This window comes from Rhizobium sp. SEMIA4064, from assembly GCF_003025035.1.
GTDB lineage: Bacteria > Pseudomonadota > Alphaproteobacteria > Rhizobiales > Rhizobiaceae > Rhizobium > Rhizobium paranaense.
The window spans coordinates 227,843-247,248 of sequence record NZ_PYJN01000019.1 but is presented as its reverse complement, the minus strand read 5'-3'; the positions used below and the strand labels follow the sequence as shown (position 1 = coordinate 247,248).

Genomic DNA, 19,406 nt, shown 5'->3' with positions numbered 1-19,406 from the left:
CTCAGCGATGAGCTGACCAAGGTACGAAGCGGCGTTCAATCAGCCGGACGCCGATTTCGAACAGGAAGGCAATCAGCGCGATGACGATGATGCCGCTGATGACGATGTCGGTCACCAGAAACTGCGCCGCCGACTGGATCATGAAGCCGAGGCCCTGTGTGGCTGCGACCAGTTCGGCCGCGACGAGCGTGGACCAGCCGGCGCCGAGCGCGATGCGGATGCCGGTGAGGATCGACGGGATGGCGCCCGGCAGGACGACATGGCGCAACACCTGCGCTCTGCCGGCGCCGAAGGAGCGGGCCGCATTGATATAGTCGACAGGCGCGGCTTTCACGCCGGCGGCAGTCGATAGAATGATGGGCGGCAGCATGGCGAGCGCGATGACGGTGATCTTCGAGGCTTCGCCGATACCGACCCAGATGATGATCAGCGGCAGATAGGCGAGCGGCGGAAGCGGTCGCAAGAATTCGACGATCGGGTCAAGGATGCCTTTGCCGATGCGGCTGGTGGCAATCGCCAGCCCGGCGGGAATGCCGATCACCAGCGAAACGGCGAGGCCGCCAAAAATCCTGAACAGGCTGGCGAATGCGTGTTCGGCCAGCGTCGAATCGACAAAGCCGGCAGTGTTCAGCGTGTAAATCGCCTTCGCGACGGTCCAGGGCGAGGGGAGAAAGACCGGCGAGACGATGCCATAGGCCGCTGCGACCGCCCAGATCACCAATAGCGCCAGGACAGTTGCAAGCGAAATCCACAGCGTCGAGCTGGACGAGCTGGTTTTGCCAGTAGTCCCTGCGTCGGATTGGGTGTCAATGGCTGCGATTTTTTCGATATCGGCGGTCACGCGGCCTCCTCCTCAGTCTCGTCGTGGATCAGGCCGGTCAACTCATCGTGCAGCCTTTTGAATTCAGCCGAAGCTTTGATCTCGGCAAGCGGCTCGCCGGCAAGGTAACGCTTGCCGAAGGAAAGCGGGATATCGGCGGTGATGCGTCCGGGATTCGGCGCCAGGGTGATGACGCGGGTGGCAAGGATCAGGGCTTCGTCGATGCTGTGTGTGATCAACAGCGCGCCTGTGCCGCTCTCCGACCAGACCTTCAGCAGGAATTGCTGCATGCGCGTGCGGGTCAGGGCATCCAGTGCGCCGAGCGGTTCGTCCATCAGCAGAAAACGCGGATCGGAGGCTAGCGCGCGGGCGATGCCGACACGCTGGCGCATGCCGCCAGATAGTTCCCAAATGTTGCGGTCACCGGCGCCGTCGAGACCGACTTTGGCGAGCAAAGCATCGGCGCGGCGGCGGCGCTCCTCTTTCGGCACGCCGTGCAGGCGTAAAGGAAAGGCGATGTTGTCGCGAGCATTCAGCCAGGGATAAAGCGCATCATCCTGAAAGACGACAGCCCGGTCGGCGGCCGGCCCTTCGATCTCCTTGCCGTCGACGAGGATGCGCCCTTCGGAAGGCGTCAGAAAGCCAGCGGCTAGATTGAGCAAGCTGGTCTTGCCTGAACCGGAACGGCCGATGACTGTGACGAATTCGTCGGAGGCAATATGCAGTGTCAGATTATCGAGCACGCGATGGCTATTCTGCCCCCGACGGCCGCCCGGAAAGTTCAGCGAAATGGATTGCAGGGACAGGATGCTCATGCGCGGGTACTCCAGTGAATGGGCGCAGGCCGGAAAACTCCGGTCTGCGCCGAACGCGTGAATCAGAGGCCGGCCTTCGCCGCATCGGTGACGAATTTGGCGTTGACGTAGGGTGCATAGTCTTTCAGCACGGCGGGGACCTTGCCTTGTTCCAGCAGGAAGGCAGATGTCTGGGCGATCGCGGTCGTCGTGCCGCCGCCGAGAAATTCGGCGCTCGCCTGCTCCTTGAGCGTCGGGAAATAATAGCCTTTCAGCAGTTCCGGCACCTCTTCCGGCTTTGCACCGGTGAGCTTGGCGATCGCGGCGGCTTGCGGCGACGACGCGCTCCAGCTCGCCGGATCGGCGCGGTAGGAAGCATAGGCCTTGCCGGTGACCTGAACGAAACCGGTCACGGCGTCGGGATGAGCGTCTGCGAATTTTTTGCTCACGATCCAGGCGTCGAAGGTCGGGCCACCCCATTTTGCCACATCTCCTGATGTCGCGAGGACCTTGCCGTTCTTCTTGATTTGCGACAGCACCGGATCCCAGACATAGGCGCCATCAAGATCGCCGCGCTCCCAGGCGGCGGCGATTTCAGGCGGGCGCAGGTTGAGGATTTGCATCGATTTCGGATCGATGTTCCAATGCTTCAGCGCGGTCAGCAGGCTGTAATGCGAGGTGGAGACGAAAGGTGTCGCGATCTTCTTGCCTTTCAAATCCTCCGGCTTGTCTATGCCCTTGACTGCGAGCGCTTCCGCGTCGCTGATGTTGCCGACGACGAAGATGGTCTCGATCGGCAGTTCGCGGCTGGCGGCGGCGGCAAGTGGCGAGGAGCCGACATAGCCGATATCGATCGAGCCCGAGGCGATGGCGGCAACGACATCGGCGCCGCTGTCGAATTTATGCCAACTGATCTTGGCGCCGGTTGCCTTGTCATATTCACCGTCGGCCTGCGGTACGCGCGACGGCTCGACGATCGGCTGATAGCCAATATTGAGCGTTACATCTGCGGCACTTGCATAAGAACCGAAAGTCGCGGCAAAAACAGCGACGGCTGTGGTGGTCAAGAAATTGCGTCTGTTGATGGTCATGTTTCCCCCGGCGTGGTGTTGCGAAATGATCTTTAACCGCTGACGATGCAGCCGGTCCGTATTAATCATTGTAAAATTGATAGAAAATATAGAGATATAAAATTCCGGATTTGCGGCATCCCCCGCAACGCACTTCCAAATATTGTGAAACTCCGGGTCTTTTGCGATCAGTCAAGGAACAGGCAGGACGATGACGTCGAGAGTTGAGGACAAGGCCATGAAGCCGATGCGGATCTATGCCTTCGATATGAACTGCGTCGGGCACATCAATCACGGCCTCTGGACGCATCCGCGCGATACTGCGTTGAACTATACCGACCTCGACTACTGGGTGGATTTCGCGCGCACGGCCGAACGCGGCAAGCTCGACGGCGTTTTCCTGGCAGATGTCGTCGGTGTCTACGATCTCTATAAGGGCAGCCCCGAGACCTCGATCCGGACGGCGGCGCAGATACCGGTCAACGACCCGATCATCCCATTGTCGGCCATGGCCTATGTGACCAAACATCTTGGCTTCGGCGTTACCGTCAACACGACATACGAGCCGCCTTTTCTCTTTGCACGGCGCATGTCGACGCTGGATCATCTGACCAAGGGCCGCATCGGCTGGAATATCGTGACCGGCTATCTTGATAGTGCTGCCCGCAGCATGGGCATGGAGCGCCAGCCGGATCACGATGCTCGGTATGATGCCGCCGAAGAGTACCTGGAGGTCGTCTATAAGCTCTGGGAGGGAAGCTGGGACGATGATGCCGTCAAGCGCGACAAGGTGGGTAGGCTCTTCGCCGATCCGTCCAAGGTGCGGGCCGTCCGGCACGAGGGTAGCCATTATCGGATGGATGGCATTCACCTGAGCGAACCGTCGCCGCAGCGCACGCCGTTGCTGTTTCAGGCTGGCGCTTCGGCGCGCGGGCAGGATTTTGCCGCGCGCCATGCCGAATGCGTCTTCATCGCGAGCCCGACGCTGCAGGGCGCAAGGCCACTGACGGAGGCGCTTCGGCAACGGGCCGTTCACTTCGGCCGACAAGCCGATGATCTCAGCATCCTCAATCTCATCACCGTCGTCGTCGGGCGGACGGAGAAGGAAGCCGAGGACAAGTTGGAGGACTATCGCCGGCATGCCAGCGTCGAGGCGTCGCTCGCGCATTATTCCAGCTCGATCGGCATCGATCTTTCCAAGTTCGGCCTGGACGAGCCGATCGAGCAGAAGACCACCAATGCCAATCAATCGGCGCTTGCCGTTGTCAGCGGCAAGCCGGCGATGACGCCACGGCAGATCATCGACCAGATGGTGCTCGGCAGCCGTCAGAAGCCGATGGTCGGCTCGCCTGAGCAGATTGCCGATTGCTTGCAGGTCTGGGTGGAAGAGGGCGGCGTTGACGGCTTCAATCTGGCACGGACGGTCGCGCCGGAAAGCCTGCGCGATTTCGTCGATCTCGTCATTCCCGTGTTGCAGGAACGCGGGCTGTTCAAGACGGATTATGCCGAGGGGACGTTACGCCAGAAATTGTTTGGCCGCGGCGATGGGCGGCTGCCGTCAAGTCATCCGGCAGCCGCATTCCGTCATCACGAATAAGCGCTCGTCCTAACGATGATCGAGCTTGGCGACGAGGCGGTCGCCGAGCCATTGCATGCCGCAGACCAAGACGATCAGCACGATGACGACCGCGATCATCACGCCGGTCTCAAAGCGCTGGTAGCCATAACGGATCGCCAGATCGCCGAGGCCGCCACCGCCGATGGTGCCGGCCATGGCCGAGGCGCCGATCAGGGTCACCAGCGTCACGGTGAAGCCCGCGACGATGCCGGGCAGGGCTTCCGGTACGAGCACTTCGCGGATGATGGTCCAGCGGTTGCCGCCCATGGCGCGCACGGCGTCGATCAGGCCACGATCGACCTCGCGCAACGAGACTTCGGCGATGCGGGCGTAATAGGGAATTGCTGCGATGGTGAGCGGCACGATCGCCGCAGTCGTGCCGAGTGCGGTGCCGACGATCAGCCGTGTCAGCGGGATCAAGGCGATCAACAGGATGATGAAAGGCACGGCGCGGAAGCCGTTGACCAGCGCTGCGAGGATGCTGTTGACGGTGAGTTGTTCGGCAATGCCGTCGCGGCTGGTGACGACCAGGGCGAGGCCGAGCGGCAGGCCGATGACGAGCGAGATCAGGCCGGATGCTCCGGTCATCCAGACAGTTTCCCAGAATGAGCGCCAGAGCAGGCCGAGGATGATGTCAGTTGTCATAACCTAAAACCTCCGCCCGGGCGGACCGGGCCGTCAGAAAATCAGTCACCCGTGCCGGCAGTGCTGCATCGCGTGTCGGCACGGCGATGAAGAAGCGGGCGACGGGCTCGTTCTGAATATGATCAATGCCGCCATGCACGAGCCGGAAGGAATGCGGCAGCGCCGCCGAAAGCTCGGCGAAAAGCGCGCCTTGCGCGGCCGGGCCGGCGAGATCGACGCTCAGTATCGCCTCGACACCCGACGTCTGCGACAGGCGCTCCGCAATATGCTCAGGAAGTTGCGGGCGGATGATGCTGAGCAGGCTTGCGGTGATCTCGGTCTGCGGATTGGCGAAGATTTGCCAGACCGGGCCTTCTTCGACGATCTTACCGGCATCGACAACGGCGACGCGATCGGCGATCGAGCGCACCACTTCCATCTCATGGGTGATCAGCAGGATGGTCAGGCCGAGCTTGCGGTTGATATCCTTCAGCAGCGTCAGGATCGATCGTGTCGTCTCGGGATCGAGCGCGGAGGTGGCTTCGTCTGAGAGGAGAAGAGCGGGGCGGGCGGCCAGCGCTCGGGCGATGCCGACACGCTGCTTCTGTCCGCCCGAGAGAGCCGAAGGATAGGCCTTCGCCTTGTCGGCAAGACCGACGAGTTCGAGCAGCTCGCGGGCCCGCGCCAGCCGCTCCGCCTTGGCAACACCTTCGATCTTCAGCGGCAGGGCGACATTGCCTTCGACCGTTTTTGCCGAAAGCAGATTGAAATGCTGGAAGATCATGCCGATGCGGCGGCGCAGCGGCTGCAACTCGTTTTCCGACAGGCCGGCTATATCACGCCCTTCGATATGGATTTCGCCGCTATCGGCGCGCTCCAGCCCGTTCAAGCAACGGATCAACGTTGACTTGCCGGCGCCGCTGCGACCGATAATGCCGACGATCTCGCCGCGGCGGGCCGCAAGCGAGATGCCGTCGAGCGCGGGGTTCGTACCGAAACGGCGCCGGACATTGACGAGGCGGACGATCTCATCGCTCTCTGATCTACCGGGCGGAGTATGTCCTTTAATGGCTATGGCTGGGATGAAGGGATTCATGGTGGTTCTCTTTGCAAAAAGCGGCCCTTGAATGTGCCGCACTTCTGGCATCCCCCTCTGTCACTTCGTGACATCTTCCCCACAAGGGGGGAGATCGTTTGGAGAATGTCGCATCCTGTCGGAAAACACCGAAGGCGACCCGAGCAGGAATGCCCCGGCCGCCCAGGCGCTCAGCGCTGCCCCCGCCGCTGAATTGGTGTTAGTAGGCGCTGAGACCCGTGCCCTTGTAGACCTTGTCGAACTCGGCCTTGACCGTATCGTTCTGGTAGGAGGCGACCAGGGTCTTCACCCAGGACTCATTCTCGCTGCCCTGCTTGACGGCGATGAAGTTGCGGTAGGGATTGCCGTCGATCGGCTCCTGGGCAATGCGGTCCTTCGGCGAAAGCCCGCTTTTCAGCGCCCAGTCGGTGTTGACGACGGCGGCGTCGAGATCGTCGATCGAGCGGCCGACGATTCCGGCATCGAGTTCCTTGATCTCGACGTTCTTCGGGTTTTCGACGATGTCGGCGGTGGTGGCGAGAATGCCGGTGCCGTCCTTGAGCTTGATGACGCCTTGGTTCTGCAGCACCCGTAGCGCGCGGCCCTCGTTGGACGGGTCGTTCGGCACACCGATGACCGCGCCCTTCGGCAGATCCGCAACGGTCTTGTATTTCTTGGTGTAGAGGCCGATCGGCCAGACGCCGGTATAGCCGACGCGGACGATATGATAGCCGTGCTGCTTGATCTGGTTGTCGAGATAAGGTTGATGCTGGAAGGCGTTGGCGTCGACTTCGCCGCGCTCCAACGCTTCATTCGGCTGGGTGTAGTCGTTGAAGGCCACGGTCTCGATCTTCAGGCCCTTCTTGGCGGCTTCCGCGGTGACGACGCGCCAGACGTCTTCATCTTCGCCGCTCATGATGCCGACCTTGATCGTCTTGTCGGCGGCAAAGGAAGGGGCGGCTGCCGTCAAGCCGAAGACGGCGACAGCGGAGGCGATGAGAGCTGCAAGGCCAGTCCGGCGCGAGAAGCGCTGCGCAGTTAGACCTTCAGAAGACTTTTTCGTCATGGGAAATCCTGTTCCATGTGATTGAGACGCCATTGTCTCGTTGACCACATGGATCATCTCAGACGGTTGTGGGTCACGCGAAGCAGGATCATTTGTTGTGCGCAGCACTTCTGAAAAACTCTTTTTAGCGTACGGCGGATCGTGAACTAATTTTCTATAGAGATAGTAGATTTTTGTGCAATGCGGATTTCGAATGCATCGAAATTGCGCAAATCAGCGATGGATCGGGTCTTTCCAGAGCACTTCTTCCGGCTTTTCCACCGGTTCGATATCGAGATTGACGACGACAGGCTCCTGCCCGGAGCGGACGAGGACGCATTCCAGCGTCTCGTCGCGGCTGGCGTTGATCTCCTGATGCGGCACGAAGGGTGGCACAAAGATGAAATCGCCGGGGCCGGCTTCGGCGACGAATTCTAGGTTCTCGCCCCAGCGCATCCGCGCCTTGCCCTTGACGACATAGATGATGCTTTCAAGATCGCCGTGATGATGTGCGCCGGTCTTGGCGTTGGCGTGGATCGTCACCGTTCCGGCCCAGATCTTCTCGGCGCCCGCGCGGGCATGATTGATGGCGGTGGCCCGGTTCATGCCCGGCGTCTGCGCTGTGTTCGGATCGAGCGCATTGCCGGGGATGATTTTGACGCCATGCTCGCGCCAATCGATCGGCTCGTGGTGCTCGCCATGATCGTGTTCATGATCGTTGCTCATGGCTGTCCTTTCGTTGCCGAGGAAGGGATTCGCGTCTCTTCCAGGGATTGGTGTCTAGTCAGACTACGGCGAAACCATTCAAAAATATAGGGAATCGCAGAAAGTTTCGAAAGAGGCTTTTCAAGCCGGGATTAATCTATAGACTCGATCAAGTTAAGTGACCGGTGGGAACATTTCGTGTTATCCCGCGTTGCGCCGGTCAGAAATGGTTTGCCGCGCCGCTTGTCCGATCAAATGCGTTCGGGGTGCGCCAAATTCAGAAGCAGCGCGTAGGCCTCTCTGCGAGAGACCGGATAGTTTTTCAAATTATGCGCCGGACTTCCACTTGAAAGGAGACAGACATGAGCAATGCCTTGCCGCCCCTTCATGAGGGTCATGCCCCCATTACTTTGCAGCAGCTCTTCAGGGAAGCGCTCTATGCTTTCGAGGAATGGGACACAGAAGTCACTGAACCGATCGTGATGTTCGAAGGGAAGATTATTCCCGTTAGCGTCGTTTTCGAAGCCATGCGTGAATGCACCGACATCGTGCCCAACAACATCGTCTCGGCCGTTACGGAACGGTTGACCAAGCCCTGGGAAGGCGAAGGTCCTCTCGACACGATGACCTTTTCGACCGCCGCCCGGGTCATGGGCGTTCTCGTCCGCAAGCGTCTCTTGGTCGTCAACAACGGTGTCGATGTCGCCGCCGTCGTTGCGGAGAGCCAGACCGCGGAACAGTCAGACCGATAAGAAACAGCGCATGATTTATCAGGGAACCCGCCGGACTATACCGGCGGGTTTTTTGTGAGATCAGCGACGGCTGACGTCGAATTCCGGATCGACGGGGATCTGCATCGCCGTCACCAAATGGTTCGTCTGTCCGGCAAGGCCGATGACGGCCAGCAATTCGCCATGCTGTGCATCCGTCATGCCTTTTGCCCTGGCGGCGGCGGTGTGGGAGTGGACGCAGTAGGTGCAGCCGTTGGCGGTGGACACGGCGATATAGATCATCTCGCGCACCAGCGGATCGAGCGTGCCGTCAGCCATCATCACCGCCTTCAGCCCTTCCCAGGTGCGCTTCAAAAGTGCCGGATCATTGGCGAGGCCGCGCCAGAAATTATTGACGAAATCGGATTTTCTGACGGCGCGAATGTCATCGAAAACGGCCTTCACCGCCGGGATCGCCTCGATCTCCGCATCATCGAGCAATTTGACTGTCGTCATCTCAAGTCTCCTTCCAACAATCCGAATTGGTGCGAAAGCTATAGCGCATTTTCGCGCGGTCTTCGCTGAAGGATCGCGTGACCAGGGCGCCTCTTTTCATTTGCAAAAATCATCCATATGTGAAAATACTATTCACATAAGAAAAGTGAGGCGCGGGACGCAGGGGATTCGGCGGGCGAAAATCTGCCGAAGCGGGGATGCGCCGCCTGCCGGATCGATGCTAGGAAGCGGAAATAGTCATGGTGGTGGAGAAGGAATTGCCGTTGGCCGGCCTGGTGGTCGTGGATATGAGCCAGTTCCTGTCCGGACCCTATTGCACCCTCAGACTGATGGATCTCGGCGCCCGGGTCATCAAGATCGAGCGGCCGGAAAGCGGCGATCTCTCGCGAGGGCTTTATCTCAGCGATACCGAGAGCGGCGATTCGACCATTTTCCACGCAATCAATCGTTCGAAGGAAAGCCTAGCGATCGATTTGAAGAGTGAGCGCGACATGCAGGCGCTGCGCAAGCTGATCTCCAAGGCTGATGTCCTGGTGCAGAATTTCCGGCCGGGGGTGATCGAGCGGCTTGGGTTGGATTATCCGGCGGCGCAGGAGATCAATCCGCGCCTCGTCTATTGCTCGATCAGCGGCTACGGTGATGAAGGTCCCTGGGTGTCGCGTCCGGGGCAGGATTTGTTGGCGCAATCGCGCTCCGGCGTCATGTGGCTAAACGGCGACGAGGGGCAGGGGCCTCTGCCGTTCGGCCTGGCGATCGGCGACATGCTGGCGGGTGCGGCGGCGGCTCAAGGCATTCTGGCAGCGCTGGTGCGCCGCGGCGTCACCGGCAAAGGCGGGCTGGTGGAAACGAGCCTGCTGGAGGCGCTGGTCGATCTGCAGGTAGAGGTGCTGACTGTTCACATGAATAGCGGCAACAAGCTGCCCCAACGCTCTGGATTCCGCAGCGCCCATGCCTATCTCTCCGCGCCCTATGGCGTTTATCCCGCTGCCGACGGCTATCTCGCCATTGCCATGACACCGATTTCGAAGCTCGCCGATCTGCTTGGCATGGATGAACTCGCGCCCTACCGCGACGATCCGAAAAGCTGGTTCACGGCGCGCGATGACATCAAGGCGCTGATCTCGGCGCGGATTGCCACTGGTACCGTGGATGACTGGCTGGCAATCCTGGAGCCGGCTGATATCTGGTGTGCCAAGGTGCTGAACTGGCCGGAGCTGTTGCAGAGTGAGGGATTTGGCGTGCTTGATATGCTGCAGACCGTCGGTCGCGAGGACGGCATTTCCGTGCGCACCACGCGCTCGCCGGTTCGTATCGACGGGCAGCGGCCAAAATTCGAACGTGCAGCCCCGCATGTCGGCGAGCATAATGCGGCGATCTGGGAAGAGTTCGACCTCGGGTGAGTGTCCGAGAGATCGCCCGACAGAATTAAAAGGAGTTTTCCCATGACGCGCATTACCAACCTCCGTGTATTCGACCTGCGCTTTCCGACCTCGCAGAGCCTTGACGGCTCGGACGCGATGAACCCAGATCCGGATTATTCCGCTGCCTACGTCATTCTGGATACCGACAAGCCGGGCCTCGAAGGCCATGGCCTGACCTTTACCATCGGTCGCGGCAACGACATCTGCTGCATGGCGATCGAGGCGATGCGGCATCTGGTCGTGGGCACCGAGCTTGCCACCGTGCTGGAAAATCCCGGCAAATATTGGCGGCATCTGACGAGCGACAGCCAGCTTCGCTGGATCGGCCCGGAGAAGGGCGCGATGCATCTCGCCACCGGCGCCGTCGTCAACGCTGTCTGGGACCTGCTCGCCAAGGAAGCCGGCAAACCGGTCTGGCGGCTGGTGGCCGAGATGGATGCGGAGCGCATCGCCGATATCGTCGACTATCGCTACCTGACCGACGTTTTGACCCGCGACGAAGCCGTCGCCATCTTGAAGAAGGCGGAAGTCGGCAAGGCGGAACGTATCGCCACCCTCGAGCGCGAAGGCTATGCCTGCTACACGACGTCTGCGGGCTGGCTCGGCTATGACGATGTCAAGCTGCGCCGTCTATGCCAGGAGGCAATCGATGCCGGTTTCAACCATGTGAAAATGAAGGTCGGCCGCGATCTGGAAGACGATATCCGCCGTCTTACCATCGCCCGCGAGGTGATTGGTCCCGATCGCTATCTGATGATCGATGCCAACCAGGTCTGGGAAGTCGGCCAGGCGATCGATTGGGTCCAAAAGCTTGCCTTTGCGAAACCCTTCTTCATCGAGGAGCCGACTAGCCCAGACGACGTCGCCGGCCATCGCAAGATCCGCCAGGCGATCGGCCCCGTAAAGGTGGCGACCGGGGAGATGTGCCAGAATCGTATCATGTTCAAGCAGTTCATCGCCGAAGGCGCGATCGACATCGTGCAGATCGATTCCTGCCGCATGGGCGGGCTGAACGAAGTCTTGTCCGTGCTGCTCGTGGCCGCGAAATATGGTCTGCCCGTCTGGCCACATGCCGGCGGTGTCGGGCTCTGCGAATATGTGCAGCATCTATCGATGATCGACTATATCGCCGTTTCCGGCACCAAGGACGGCCGCGTGATCGAATATGTCGACCACCTGCACGAACATTTCGTCGACCCCTGCGTAATCCGCGACGCCGCCTATATGCCGCCAAACCTGCCAGGCTTCTCGATCGAGATGAAGCCGGAGTCGATTGCGCAATATACGTTCAAGGGCTGATCCTTCGTCTCTTAAGAAGGAGATACAAAGGTCCGCGCGTATGATGATCGCGAAAGGCCTGTTGTAACAACACCTTCTCCCCGCTGGGGACCGTTGCATAATTCGACGCTTGGACGAATGGTTCGCACTTCGATTCCATATTGTTCTGCAAAAGAATCGGAGACGTTCCAGGAACATTTGCGAACTGAAGAATTTTGCAACGGTCCCCGCTGGGGAGAAGGTGTTTTATCTCAACCACGCCTGAATGACTGGCACGTCGGCATCGTCAAGCTCGTGACCAGCGGGAACAGTCTCAAGCTCGACCTTTGCGCCGTCGTTCCGCAGGCGCGCAGCAAGGGGCTGGGCGTATGGGCCGTACATGTCTTTCTCACCTGCGATAACAAGCACATCGGCGTCCGACATGTCCGCCGGCGGCGGATCGGTGAGCGCGGCCATGGAGCGCAGAAGCACGGCGCGGCGAATGAGATGTGGGTGGAGCGACAGCATGGCGTTCAGCAGATTGGCGCCGTTCGAATAGCCGATATAGACGATGCGGTTCGGATCGAGCCCGTAGGCATGAATCGCGCCGTCAATAAAGGCGGCGAAGGCTTCGGCTTCGCTTGCGATATCGGCCTGATCGAAGATCATGGGGCCATTGCGGCGAAACCAGCGCGGCGCACCTTCCTCGAGCGCACGGCCGCGCACCGTCAGTAATGTGGCATCTGCATCGATCTTGTGGGCGATCGGCAGCATCGTCGTTTCGTTGGCGCCGGAGCCGTGCAGCAAAATGAAAATATTGCCATTCGGCTGCTCGGGCGTGAAGAAGCGATGGATGAAGGGCAGATCGCGATAGATGACGCGGGGGTCGCCGGGCATGGAGAATTGCGGCAGCACGACGTTCAGCTCGGCCAAAAGCGCCGGACTGTCACCAGGGGCGAAGAGGCGCGTGCCGAGCGTTGCCTCGTCCTCGTCGATCAACATGCCAGGCGCATCCGTTGCGAGTTCGAACAGGATGCGGCCGGGCTCGCGGACGTAGAGCGAGCGGAAATATTTGCGATCATGCATCGCCGTCGGCAAGGAGTTGATAGCCTGTAGCGCGGTGCGAACAGACTGCAATTCGGCATCATCAGTGGCGCGAAAGGCGACGTGATCGACCGTGCCCGTGCCCGGGGCGCTGGCCCAGAAGCCGCGTGCATCGCGGATGTCGAGGATATCGCCAGGCTCCGAGACGAGCCGGCTGATCGCTCCGCTGATTGCCAACGGCCGGTAGTCGAAGTGATCGACCAGGATTGCTTGCGTCTCCTCCGGCGTCTCGCTGAAAAGCGTAGCGCCCCGAATGCGGCGGATGGCGTGCTCCTGCGGGATGGAATCGCTCGTCCAGGGAGCCGTCGCCTGCAGGGCAGTGGTTCCGACCAATTTGACGATGACGCCATCCGGATCCTTCAACCGCAGAACCGGTTCGCCGAATTCCTCGGAAGGGCCTTCCGGTTTCAACCCTGCGCTCAGGGCGCGTGTCAGCCAGAAGCCGATGCTTGTGGGATCGATCGCGAGCGAGATTTCGCCGACTTGACCGACGCCCGCACGACCGGGAGAGCCGTCTTCCCAAACAAGAAAGGTTACGAGCGAACCGGGCGTGCCCTTGGCGTCGCCATAGAGGAGGTGCAACTGCGTTGCGTCTTCGAAGCCGCCGGTGCGTTTGACCAGCCGCAGGCCGAGAAAACCGGCGTAGAAATCGACATTCGCCTGCACCTTGCGAGTGATGAGCGTGATGTGGTGAATGCCGGCGACCATGTTGATGCTCCAGGATGGGTTGCGCACTTGGTCGCTATGTAGGGCGGAAGCCTCCGCTAGTTCAATGCGCTGCCCGTGGAGGCAGTGTTCACAGAAAGCGCAACGTCAGCCGCTGAAACAAGCCATCGATGGAACAAACTTTGCCTATTCTTGTGCCTTCGTCGTCTTTCGTTTGGCCTTTGCCTTCGGTTCCGGTGGCGGCTGCAGCGCCTCCTTCTCGAGACGCAGTTCGCGCAGGCGTGCCGTTTTGCGTTCGCGGTTCATCTGTTCGCTGGCGAGAATTTCCTTGACGGTAGAGTCGAGCTGGTTGGACTTGACTAGCGATGCCTCTTTCTTGGATCCGAACAGATTGTCTTTGTTGGGCGCCATCTTGGCCTCCATGGTTTGTGTCGGCGTTGGCGTTTCCTATGGATTTGAGCGGGTAGTCATCCGCTTCCACTGGAGGGAAGTACCATCCTGCATCGGGTGGTATCCATATTGCTAGCGTTAATTCTGGCGCTCACAGGAAATACGGCGGAACTGCATCACCGGAACCGGGATAAAAAGAGAAGCGCCGGTTATTTCTATATGGGATGGCGCAAAAAACTCGGAAACAGCTCCAAAAGGGCTATCCGAATTCGATCCTCACCGAACGATAATTTTATGTCACACGAGCCGATTTATGCGAAATATCTAGCCATTTTCGATATTTCTCATGTTTCTCCTTGTGGCACATCTAGCCATCCACTATAAGCTGTGCATCGATATTGGTGAATGAACTTTGCATCGCCGCACTCTGCGCGACATTGACGAACTTCCCTCCTCAAAATCGGTCTACTGCACCGGGCGGTTGTCTGGATGCGATCTCTATATGAGTGATTGAAAGGTCATTGTTATGAGCACAGGTACTGTAAAGTGGTTCAATGCTACCAAGGGTTTTGGTTTCATTCAGCCTGATGATGGCGCAACGGATGTCTTCGTGCATATTTCCGCGGTTGAACGCGCTGGAATGAGCACGCTGCGTGACGGCCAGAAGATCTCCTACGAGCTCGTCAAGGACAAGCGTTCGGGCAAGATGTCGGCTGACCAGCTTGAATCCCTGTAAGGATTTGCTTCCGGTCTTTGACCACGGATGTACTGGCATCGATCGTTGAGGCGATGGAGGAAGAGGTCGGGTTAGCCCGGCCTTTTTTGCATCTTGCTCGAGGAGCTCAGTGCTCCCCGAGTGCATCCTCTGCCGACTTCTTGCGGTGGCCGCTGATCTCCGTGCCGGCGGTACGCGAAAAGCTGGCGTTCCAGATCACCGCGAGCAGCGCAATGGCCGTGACGACGATGAAGGCGACGGAGAAGTCGATCATCTCGGCCTTCGCATGGTCGCGGAACTGCATCGAGCCGTGCAGGGCAAGAGCGGCGACGCAGATGCCGAGCGAGAGCATCAACTGCTGGAAGGTCGAATAAAAGCTGGTCGCGATGCTCATCCGGTCACGTTCGATCTCGTCATAAGCGATCGTGTTGTAGGCCGTGAACTGGAACGACATGAAGAAGCCGCAGAAGAACAGGATCACGAAGATGACCGGCAACGGCCAATTCGGCTGGAAGATGGCGCACATTCCGTAGCCGAGCGTGCCGATCAGACCGAAGACGATGAGGGCTGTGCGGAAGCCGAGCGTCCGAAGGATGCGCACCTGCAGGGGCTTCATGGCCATGGAGCCGAGCGCGGTCGCAATGGCGATCTGGCCGGCCGTAGCGGCCGACAGGCCGAAGCCGAGCTGCAGCATCAGCGGGATGAGGAAGGGATGGGCGCCCTGGCTGATGCGTGTCAGCGAGCCGGCGATGACCGAGGTGCGGAAAGTCGGCACCTTCATCAGCGAGAAATCCATGATCGGCGAGGGATGCTTGCGGGCATGGCGCAGATAGGCGATGCCGAACAGCAGGCCGGTGGAAATCAGGAAGACGGCCAGATAGCCTTCACCCTCGCGGCTCGACATTTCGAAACCGAAGAGCAGCGAGCCGAGCGAGATGCCTGACAGGATGAAGCCCGAAAGGTCGAAGCGGCCATTGCGCGGCCCTTTCACCTCTTCGATGAACATCGACACCAGGATAAAGCCGATAATGCCGATCGGCACGTTGATGTAGAAGATCCAGCGCCAGTCGAGATAGGTCACGAACATGCCGCCGACCGGCGGGCCGAGAATGGGGCCGACAAGCGCCGGGATCAGCAGCCAGGACATGGCGTTGACCATGTCTTTGCGGGCGACGCTGCGCATCAGCACCAAGCGGCCAACCGGCAGCATCATCGCGCCGCCGAGACCCTGCAGCAGCCGCGCGATCACGAGGAAGAACAGGTTCGGCGACTGCGCGCACAGAAGCGAGCCGACGACGAAAACCGCGATGGCGTATCGGAAGACGGTGCGCGATCCGAAGCGGTCTGCGATGGCGCCGCTGGCGGGAATGAAGATCGCGAGGCTGAGCAGATAGGATGTCAGCGAGATACTCATCGCCGGCGCGCTGACGCCGAAATCTCTCGCCATGGTCGGTAGCGCGGTGGCGAGCACGGTCGCGTCTAGCTGCTCCATGAACATGGCGCTTGCTACGATAAGCGCGATTACACGAAAATTAGGTGCGGCCCGCCGGGTTGGGGCGGCCTGGAAAATCTGGTCCGACATTGTCGGGGATCGCTCTCGATGGTGCGGTGGGGTCCAAAGACAGAACCGCAAGTCTGGTGACGGCGCAAAGGCCGATTGGAACGAGGGCTGGTATACGCCCGCTCAGGCGGGATGACTATATCCGAATTTGCAAATCTTATTGATCGAAATGGAAAAAACGACGCAGGCGGGCAGGAATGTCACAGCCGATGAATGCCAGATGAACGTACGCCAAGTGCAGCGGTGGTAGCGTCGATCACGGTCGATTTTCCCGCGTAAGATGCTGTGTTTCAATTGTTGATTTCACGTCATGAATAAGCTGACATAACGGCACTTAAGTCACGCCGCATGCTGTTGCATAAAGGTTTCCGAAGCCAAACCGGAGACCGCCATAGCGTCTGGCGATTCCATGGCACTCGCCGCGCGAACGCCAGCGATTTTCGACGCCGGCCACTCCGGACTGTCTGGCTTCCGACACCTAACCAAATCCTCATGGAGAAGATCATGTTTGCAATCACTGCCGTCACCGGCAAGGTCGGTGGCACGACCGCACGCGCGCTCATGAACGCCGGGCATAAGGTCCGGGCCGTCGTTCGCGACCGGGCGAAAGGTGCGGAATGGGAAAGGCTCGGCGCGCAAGTTGCCCTCGCCACGTTCGATGATGCCGATGCGCTCGCGCGGGCTTTTGACGGCACCGAAGGCGTCTTCGTCATGGCCTCGCCGAATTTCGCACCCGATCCGGGTTTTCCGAGCGCCCGCAGGGATGCCGCAGCGCAGGCGGCCGCCATAAAGCGCGCGCAGCCGGGTAAGGTGGTGATGCTGTCGTCGATCGGCGGCCAGCGTACCTCCGGCCTCGGGCTCATCACCCAGGTGCACATGCTGGAAGAGGCGCTGGCGCCGTTGGCCATGTCGGTCGCCATGCTGCGGCCGGCGTGGTTCATGGAGAATTCGTCGTGGGATATGGCACCGGCGCGCGAGACCGGCGACATGCCGAGCTATCTGGCGCCGCTCGACAAGCCCTATGCGATGATCGCCACCTCCGATATCGGCGCCATTGCGGCCCGGACGATGGCCGAGCGCTGGACCGGCCGCCGGGTGATCGAGATCGAAGGGCCGAAACGCTATACCCAGATCGAAATCGCGACGCTGATCGGCCAGGCAATCGGTCGTCCAGTCATCGCCAAGCCTATCCCACGCACTGAATGGGAGGAGCGTTTCAAGGCTCAGGGGGCTGCCTGGCCGGAGCCGCGCATCGAGATGATCGAAAGCTTCAACTCCGGCTGGATCGACTTCGAACCGGCTGGCGTCAATGAACACGTCATTGCCGCCACGCCTTATGAGACTGTGCTGGCCGAACTTGCCAAGATCGGTTGACGCTCAATAGCCTTCGGCAAGACCGGAGCCGGCGCGGCTGTCCATCGCGCCGTTGTAGCGGGCACCGCCTCCCTCGGCGATTTGGCCGAGGCTCTTGCCGCCGACGAGAATGCCGGCGGCCTGACCCCAGACCGGCCAACTGCCGCCGATTTGGACATTGTAGCCCATGCCAGTCAGCAGTTTGATCGTATCGGGAGACAGCGTGTAGGGCTCGGTGTAGATCTTATCCGGCAGCCATTGATGATGGACACGCGGCGCATCGATCGCCTGCTGAATATCCATGCCGAAATCGATGACGTTCACGATCGCTTCGAGCGTGATGGTGATGATGCGCGCGCCGCCGGGGCTGCCGATCACCATGAAGGGTTTGCCGTCCTTGGCGACGATCGTCGGGCTCATCGAGGAAAGCGGCGTCTTCTTCGGCTGGATGGCGTTGGCCTCGCCCTGCACCAGACCGTAGAGATTGGGTACCCCCGGCTTGGAGGTGAAGTCGTCCATCTCGTTGTTGAGCAGGATGCCGGTGCCGGGCGCGACCACGCCGGCGCCGAAGGAGCCATTCAGCGTGTAGGTAACGGCAACCGCATTGCCGTCATTGTCGATGATCGAGTAATGCGTGGTCTCCGTGCTCTCGCCGAGGCCCTTCGGCATCAGATCCTTGGAGACGCCGGCGCGATAGGGATCGATGCTGTCGCGGATCTTCTTCGCGTAGTTCTTGTCCAGCAGTTTGCTGACGGGATTGTCGACGAAATCGGGATCGCCGAGCGCGGAATTGCGGTCGACATAGGCGTGGCGCATGGCCTCGACCATGAGATGCACGGTGTCGGCCGAGCCGTAACCGGTATAGGAAAGCGGGTAGCCTTCCAGCACATTGAGAATCTCGCAGATGATCACGCCGCCGGAAGAGGGTGGCGGCGAGGAGATGATCTCATAGCCGCGGTAATTGCATTTCACCGGGTCGAGTTCGCGGACCTTATATTGCTCGAAATCCTCCTTCGCCAGAATGCCGCCCTTGTCGTGGCTGGCCTTGACGATCGCGTCGGCGGTCGGCCCCTTGTAGAAGCCGTCCGGGCCTTGTTCCGAAATGCTGGCGAGGGCCGCGGCAAGGTCGGGCTGGATCAGCCGATCGCCGCTGGAGAAGGGGGCGCCGTTCGGCTTCGTGAAGATCGCCGCTGTCGCCGGATCGCGTGACAGCCATTTCTTGCCTTCGTTCAGCTCGGCGGCGTCCGCCTGGTTCAGCGTGAAGCCTTCCTTGGCGTAGCGGATCGCCGGCGCCATCAGTTCCTGGCGGGTTTTGGTGCCGTATTTCTCGCGGGCAGTCTCGAAGCCCATGACGGAGCCCGGCACACCGACGGCGAGATAGCCATCCGTGCTTGCGCCTTTGACGACATTGCCTTTGTCGTCGAGATACATGGTCTTGGTCGAGGCAAGCGGTGCGCGCTCGCGAAAATCGAGGAAGGCGGTCTTGCCGTCCTTCGTTCGGATGGTCATGAAGCCGCCGCCGCCGATATTGCCGGCGGTCGGATAGACCACAGCCAGGGCGTAACCGACCGCAACCGCGGCATCCACGGCATTGCCGCCGCTCTTTAGCACGTCGACGCCGACATCCGTCGCCAGATGCTGGGCAGTCACCACCATTCCATGCTCGGCTTCAACCGGCTGCGGCGCTGCGGCTTGAACGATGGTGATGGAAAAGAGCCCGAAGGCAAAGATAGTCGCTAACGATATCGCCCGCTGGCGGAATTCGCGCATGATGGTCCCTCCCTAAGTCAAGTTTCAGGTAAGGCAGCCCAGCGTTGTGTCTAGGGCTGAAGAATAATTTCTGCGGCCAAATTTCGTCGGCGACCGCGCCAGCCATATGCCCGGAATCTGGATCGGATAGAAGACGACCCGGCCTCTCCAAGATTGACGAGATACTCATCCCGTCGATTGGGGATTAATTCC

At 60.2% G+C, this 19,406-nt stretch carries 18 protein-coding genes; 6 read left to right on the top strand and 12 right to left on the bottom strand.

Annotated elements, in window-relative coordinates; genetic code table 11:
- Nucleotide 1 precedes the first annotated feature (1 nt).
- The 3 genes from C9E91_RS14910 to tauA all read right to left on the bottom strand — a co-directional run bounded on the left by C9E91_RS14910 (nucleotide 2) and on the right by tauA (nucleotide 2,705).
- On the bottom strand, nucleotides 2–841 hold the full coding sequence (locus C9E91_RS14910) for an ABC transporter permease subunit (protein WP_107109066.1): 840 nt from the start codon (nucleotides 839–841) through the stop codon (nucleotides 2–4).
- Nucleotides 838–1,635: a taurine ABC transporter ATP-binding protein gene (locus tag C9E91_RS14905; RefSeq protein WP_107109065.1), complete on the bottom strand. Its 798-nt coding sequence runs from the start codon at nucleotides 1,633–1,635 to the stop codon at nucleotides 838–840. Before C9E91_RS14905 ends, C9E91_RS14910 begins: the two co-directional genes overlap by 4 nt.
- 62 nt (nucleotides 1,636–1,697) lie before the next feature.
- Nucleotides 1,698–2,705, bottom strand: coding sequence for a taurine ABC transporter substrate-binding protein (gene tauA / locus C9E91_RS14900; RefSeq protein ID WP_107109064.1), 1,008 nt, complete (start codon nucleotides 2,703–2,705; stop codon nucleotides 1,698–1,700).
- Between the two features lie 217 nt (nucleotides 2,706–2,922).
- Between tauA and C9E91_RS14895 the strand changes: the two genes are divergently transcribed.
- Nucleotides 2,923–4,281, top strand: coding sequence for an LLM class flavin-dependent oxidoreductase (locus C9E91_RS14895; RefSeq protein ID WP_107109453.1), 1,359 nt, complete (start codon nucleotides 2,923–2,925; stop codon nucleotides 4,279–4,281).
- Between the two features lie 9 nt (nucleotides 4,282–4,290).
- Here C9E91_RS14895 and C9E91_RS14890 read toward each other — a convergent pair whose 3' ends face one another.
- The 4 genes from C9E91_RS14890 to C9E91_RS14875 all read right to left on the bottom strand — a co-directional run bounded on the left by C9E91_RS14890 (nucleotide 4,291) and on the right by C9E91_RS14875 (nucleotide 7,772).
- Complete coding sequence (locus C9E91_RS14890; RefSeq protein ID WP_107109063.1) at nucleotides 4,291–4,947, bottom strand: methionine ABC transporter permease; 657 nt, start codon at nucleotides 4,945–4,947, stop codon at nucleotides 4,291–4,293.
- Nucleotides 4,937–6,022: a methionine ABC transporter ATP-binding protein gene (locus tag C9E91_RS14885; protein ID WP_107109062.1), complete on the bottom strand. Its 1,086-nt coding sequence runs from the start codon at nucleotides 6,020–6,022 to the stop codon at nucleotides 4,937–4,939. Before C9E91_RS14885 ends, C9E91_RS14890 begins: the two co-directional genes overlap by 11 nt.
- A 199-nt stretch (nucleotides 6,023–6,221) precedes the next feature.
- A complete protein-coding gene (locus tag C9E91_RS14880) occupies nucleotides 6,222–7,067 on the bottom strand; it encodes a MetQ/NlpA family lipoprotein (protein WP_107109061.1) in 846 nt (281 codons plus the stop codon).
- A 213-nt stretch (nucleotides 7,068–7,280) separates the two neighbouring features.
- A complete protein-coding gene (locus tag C9E91_RS14875) occupies nucleotides 7,281–7,772 on the bottom strand; it encodes a cupin domain-containing protein (protein WP_107109060.1) in 492 nt (163 codons plus the stop codon).
- Nucleotides 7,773–8,113: 341 nt separating this feature from the next.
- On the opposite strand from C9E91_RS14875, the gene C9E91_RS14870 reads away from it, so the two are divergent.
- Nucleotides 8,114–8,503 (top strand): BRA0787 family protein, encoded by a 390-nt coding sequence (locus C9E91_RS14870; protein WP_107109059.1) that lies wholly within the window; start codon nucleotides 8,114–8,116, stop codon nucleotides 8,501–8,503.
- Nucleotides 8,504–8,563: 60 nt separating this feature from the next.
- Here C9E91_RS14870 and C9E91_RS14865 read toward each other — a convergent pair whose 3' ends face one another.
- On the bottom strand, nucleotides 8,564–8,977 hold the full coding sequence (locus tag C9E91_RS14865; RefSeq protein WP_107109058.1) for a carboxymuconolactone decarboxylase family protein: 414 nt from the start codon (nucleotides 8,975–8,977) through the stop codon (nucleotides 8,564–8,566).
- Nucleotides 8,978–9,216: 239 nt separating this feature from the next.
- On the opposite strand from C9E91_RS14865, the gene C9E91_RS14860 reads away from it, so the two are divergent.
- Both C9E91_RS14860 and C9E91_RS14855 read left to right on the top strand, forming a co-directional pair.
- Complete coding sequence (locus C9E91_RS14860; RefSeq protein ID WP_107109057.1) at nucleotides 9,217–10,377, top strand: CaiB/BaiF CoA transferase family protein; 1,161 nt, start codon at nucleotides 9,217–9,219, stop codon at nucleotides 10,375–10,377.
- Between the two features lie 42 nt (nucleotides 10,378–10,419).
- Nucleotides 10,420–11,697 (top strand): L-fuconate dehydratase, encoded by a 1,278-nt coding sequence (locus C9E91_RS14855; protein ID WP_107109056.1) that lies wholly within the window; start codon nucleotides 10,420–10,422, stop codon nucleotides 11,695–11,697.
- A gap of 225 nt (nucleotides 11,698–11,922) precedes the next feature.
- Here the strand turns inward: C9E91_RS14855 and C9E91_RS14850 are convergent, their stop codons facing one another.
- Together C9E91_RS14850 and C9E91_RS14845 are read right to left on the bottom strand one after the other, a co-directional pair.
- On the bottom strand, nucleotides 11,923–13,467 hold the full coding sequence (locus C9E91_RS14850) for a VOC family protein (protein ID WP_107109055.1): 1,545 nt from the start codon (nucleotides 13,465–13,467) through the stop codon (nucleotides 11,923–11,925).
- 144 nt (nucleotides 13,468–13,611) lie between these two features.
- Nucleotides 13,612–13,836 carry a hypothetical protein gene (locus tag C9E91_RS14845; RefSeq protein ID WP_107109452.1) on the bottom strand — a complete coding sequence of 75 codons (225 nt, stop codon included), beginning with the start codon at nucleotides 13,834–13,836 and terminating at the stop codon, nucleotides 13,612–13,614.
- A gap of 505 nt (nucleotides 13,837–14,341) precedes the next feature.
- Here C9E91_RS14845 and C9E91_RS14840 point away from each other — a divergent pair.
- Nucleotides 14,342–14,551 (top strand): cold-shock protein, encoded by a 210-nt coding sequence (locus C9E91_RS14840; protein WP_104824108.1) that lies wholly within the window; start codon nucleotides 14,342–14,344, stop codon nucleotides 14,549–14,551.
- A gap of 106 nt (nucleotides 14,552–14,657) precedes the next feature.
- Here C9E91_RS14840 and C9E91_RS14835 read toward each other — a convergent pair whose 3' ends face one another.
- Entirely contained in the window at nucleotides 14,658–16,112 is a 1,455-nt protein-coding gene (locus C9E91_RS14835; RefSeq protein WP_107109054.1) for an MFS transporter, read from the bottom strand.
- 483 nt (nucleotides 16,113–16,595) lie between these two features.
- Between C9E91_RS14835 and C9E91_RS14830 the strand changes: the two genes are divergently transcribed.
- Nucleotides 16,596–17,465: an NmrA family NAD(P)-binding protein gene (locus C9E91_RS14830; protein WP_107109451.1), complete on the top strand. Its 870-nt coding sequence runs from the start codon at nucleotides 16,596–16,598 to the stop codon at nucleotides 17,463–17,465.
- A 3-nt stretch (nucleotides 17,466–17,468) separates the two neighbouring features.
- On the opposite strand, the gene ggt is transcribed toward C9E91_RS14830, so the two are convergent.
- The gene (gene ggt, locus C9E91_RS14825) at nucleotides 17,469–19,214 is read right to left on the bottom strand and encodes a gamma-glutamyltransferase (protein WP_107109053.1); all 1,746 of its coding nucleotides are present in this window, start codon (nucleotides 19,212–19,214) and stop codon (nucleotides 17,469–17,471) included.
- Nucleotides 19,215–19,406 lie beyond the last annotated feature (192 nt).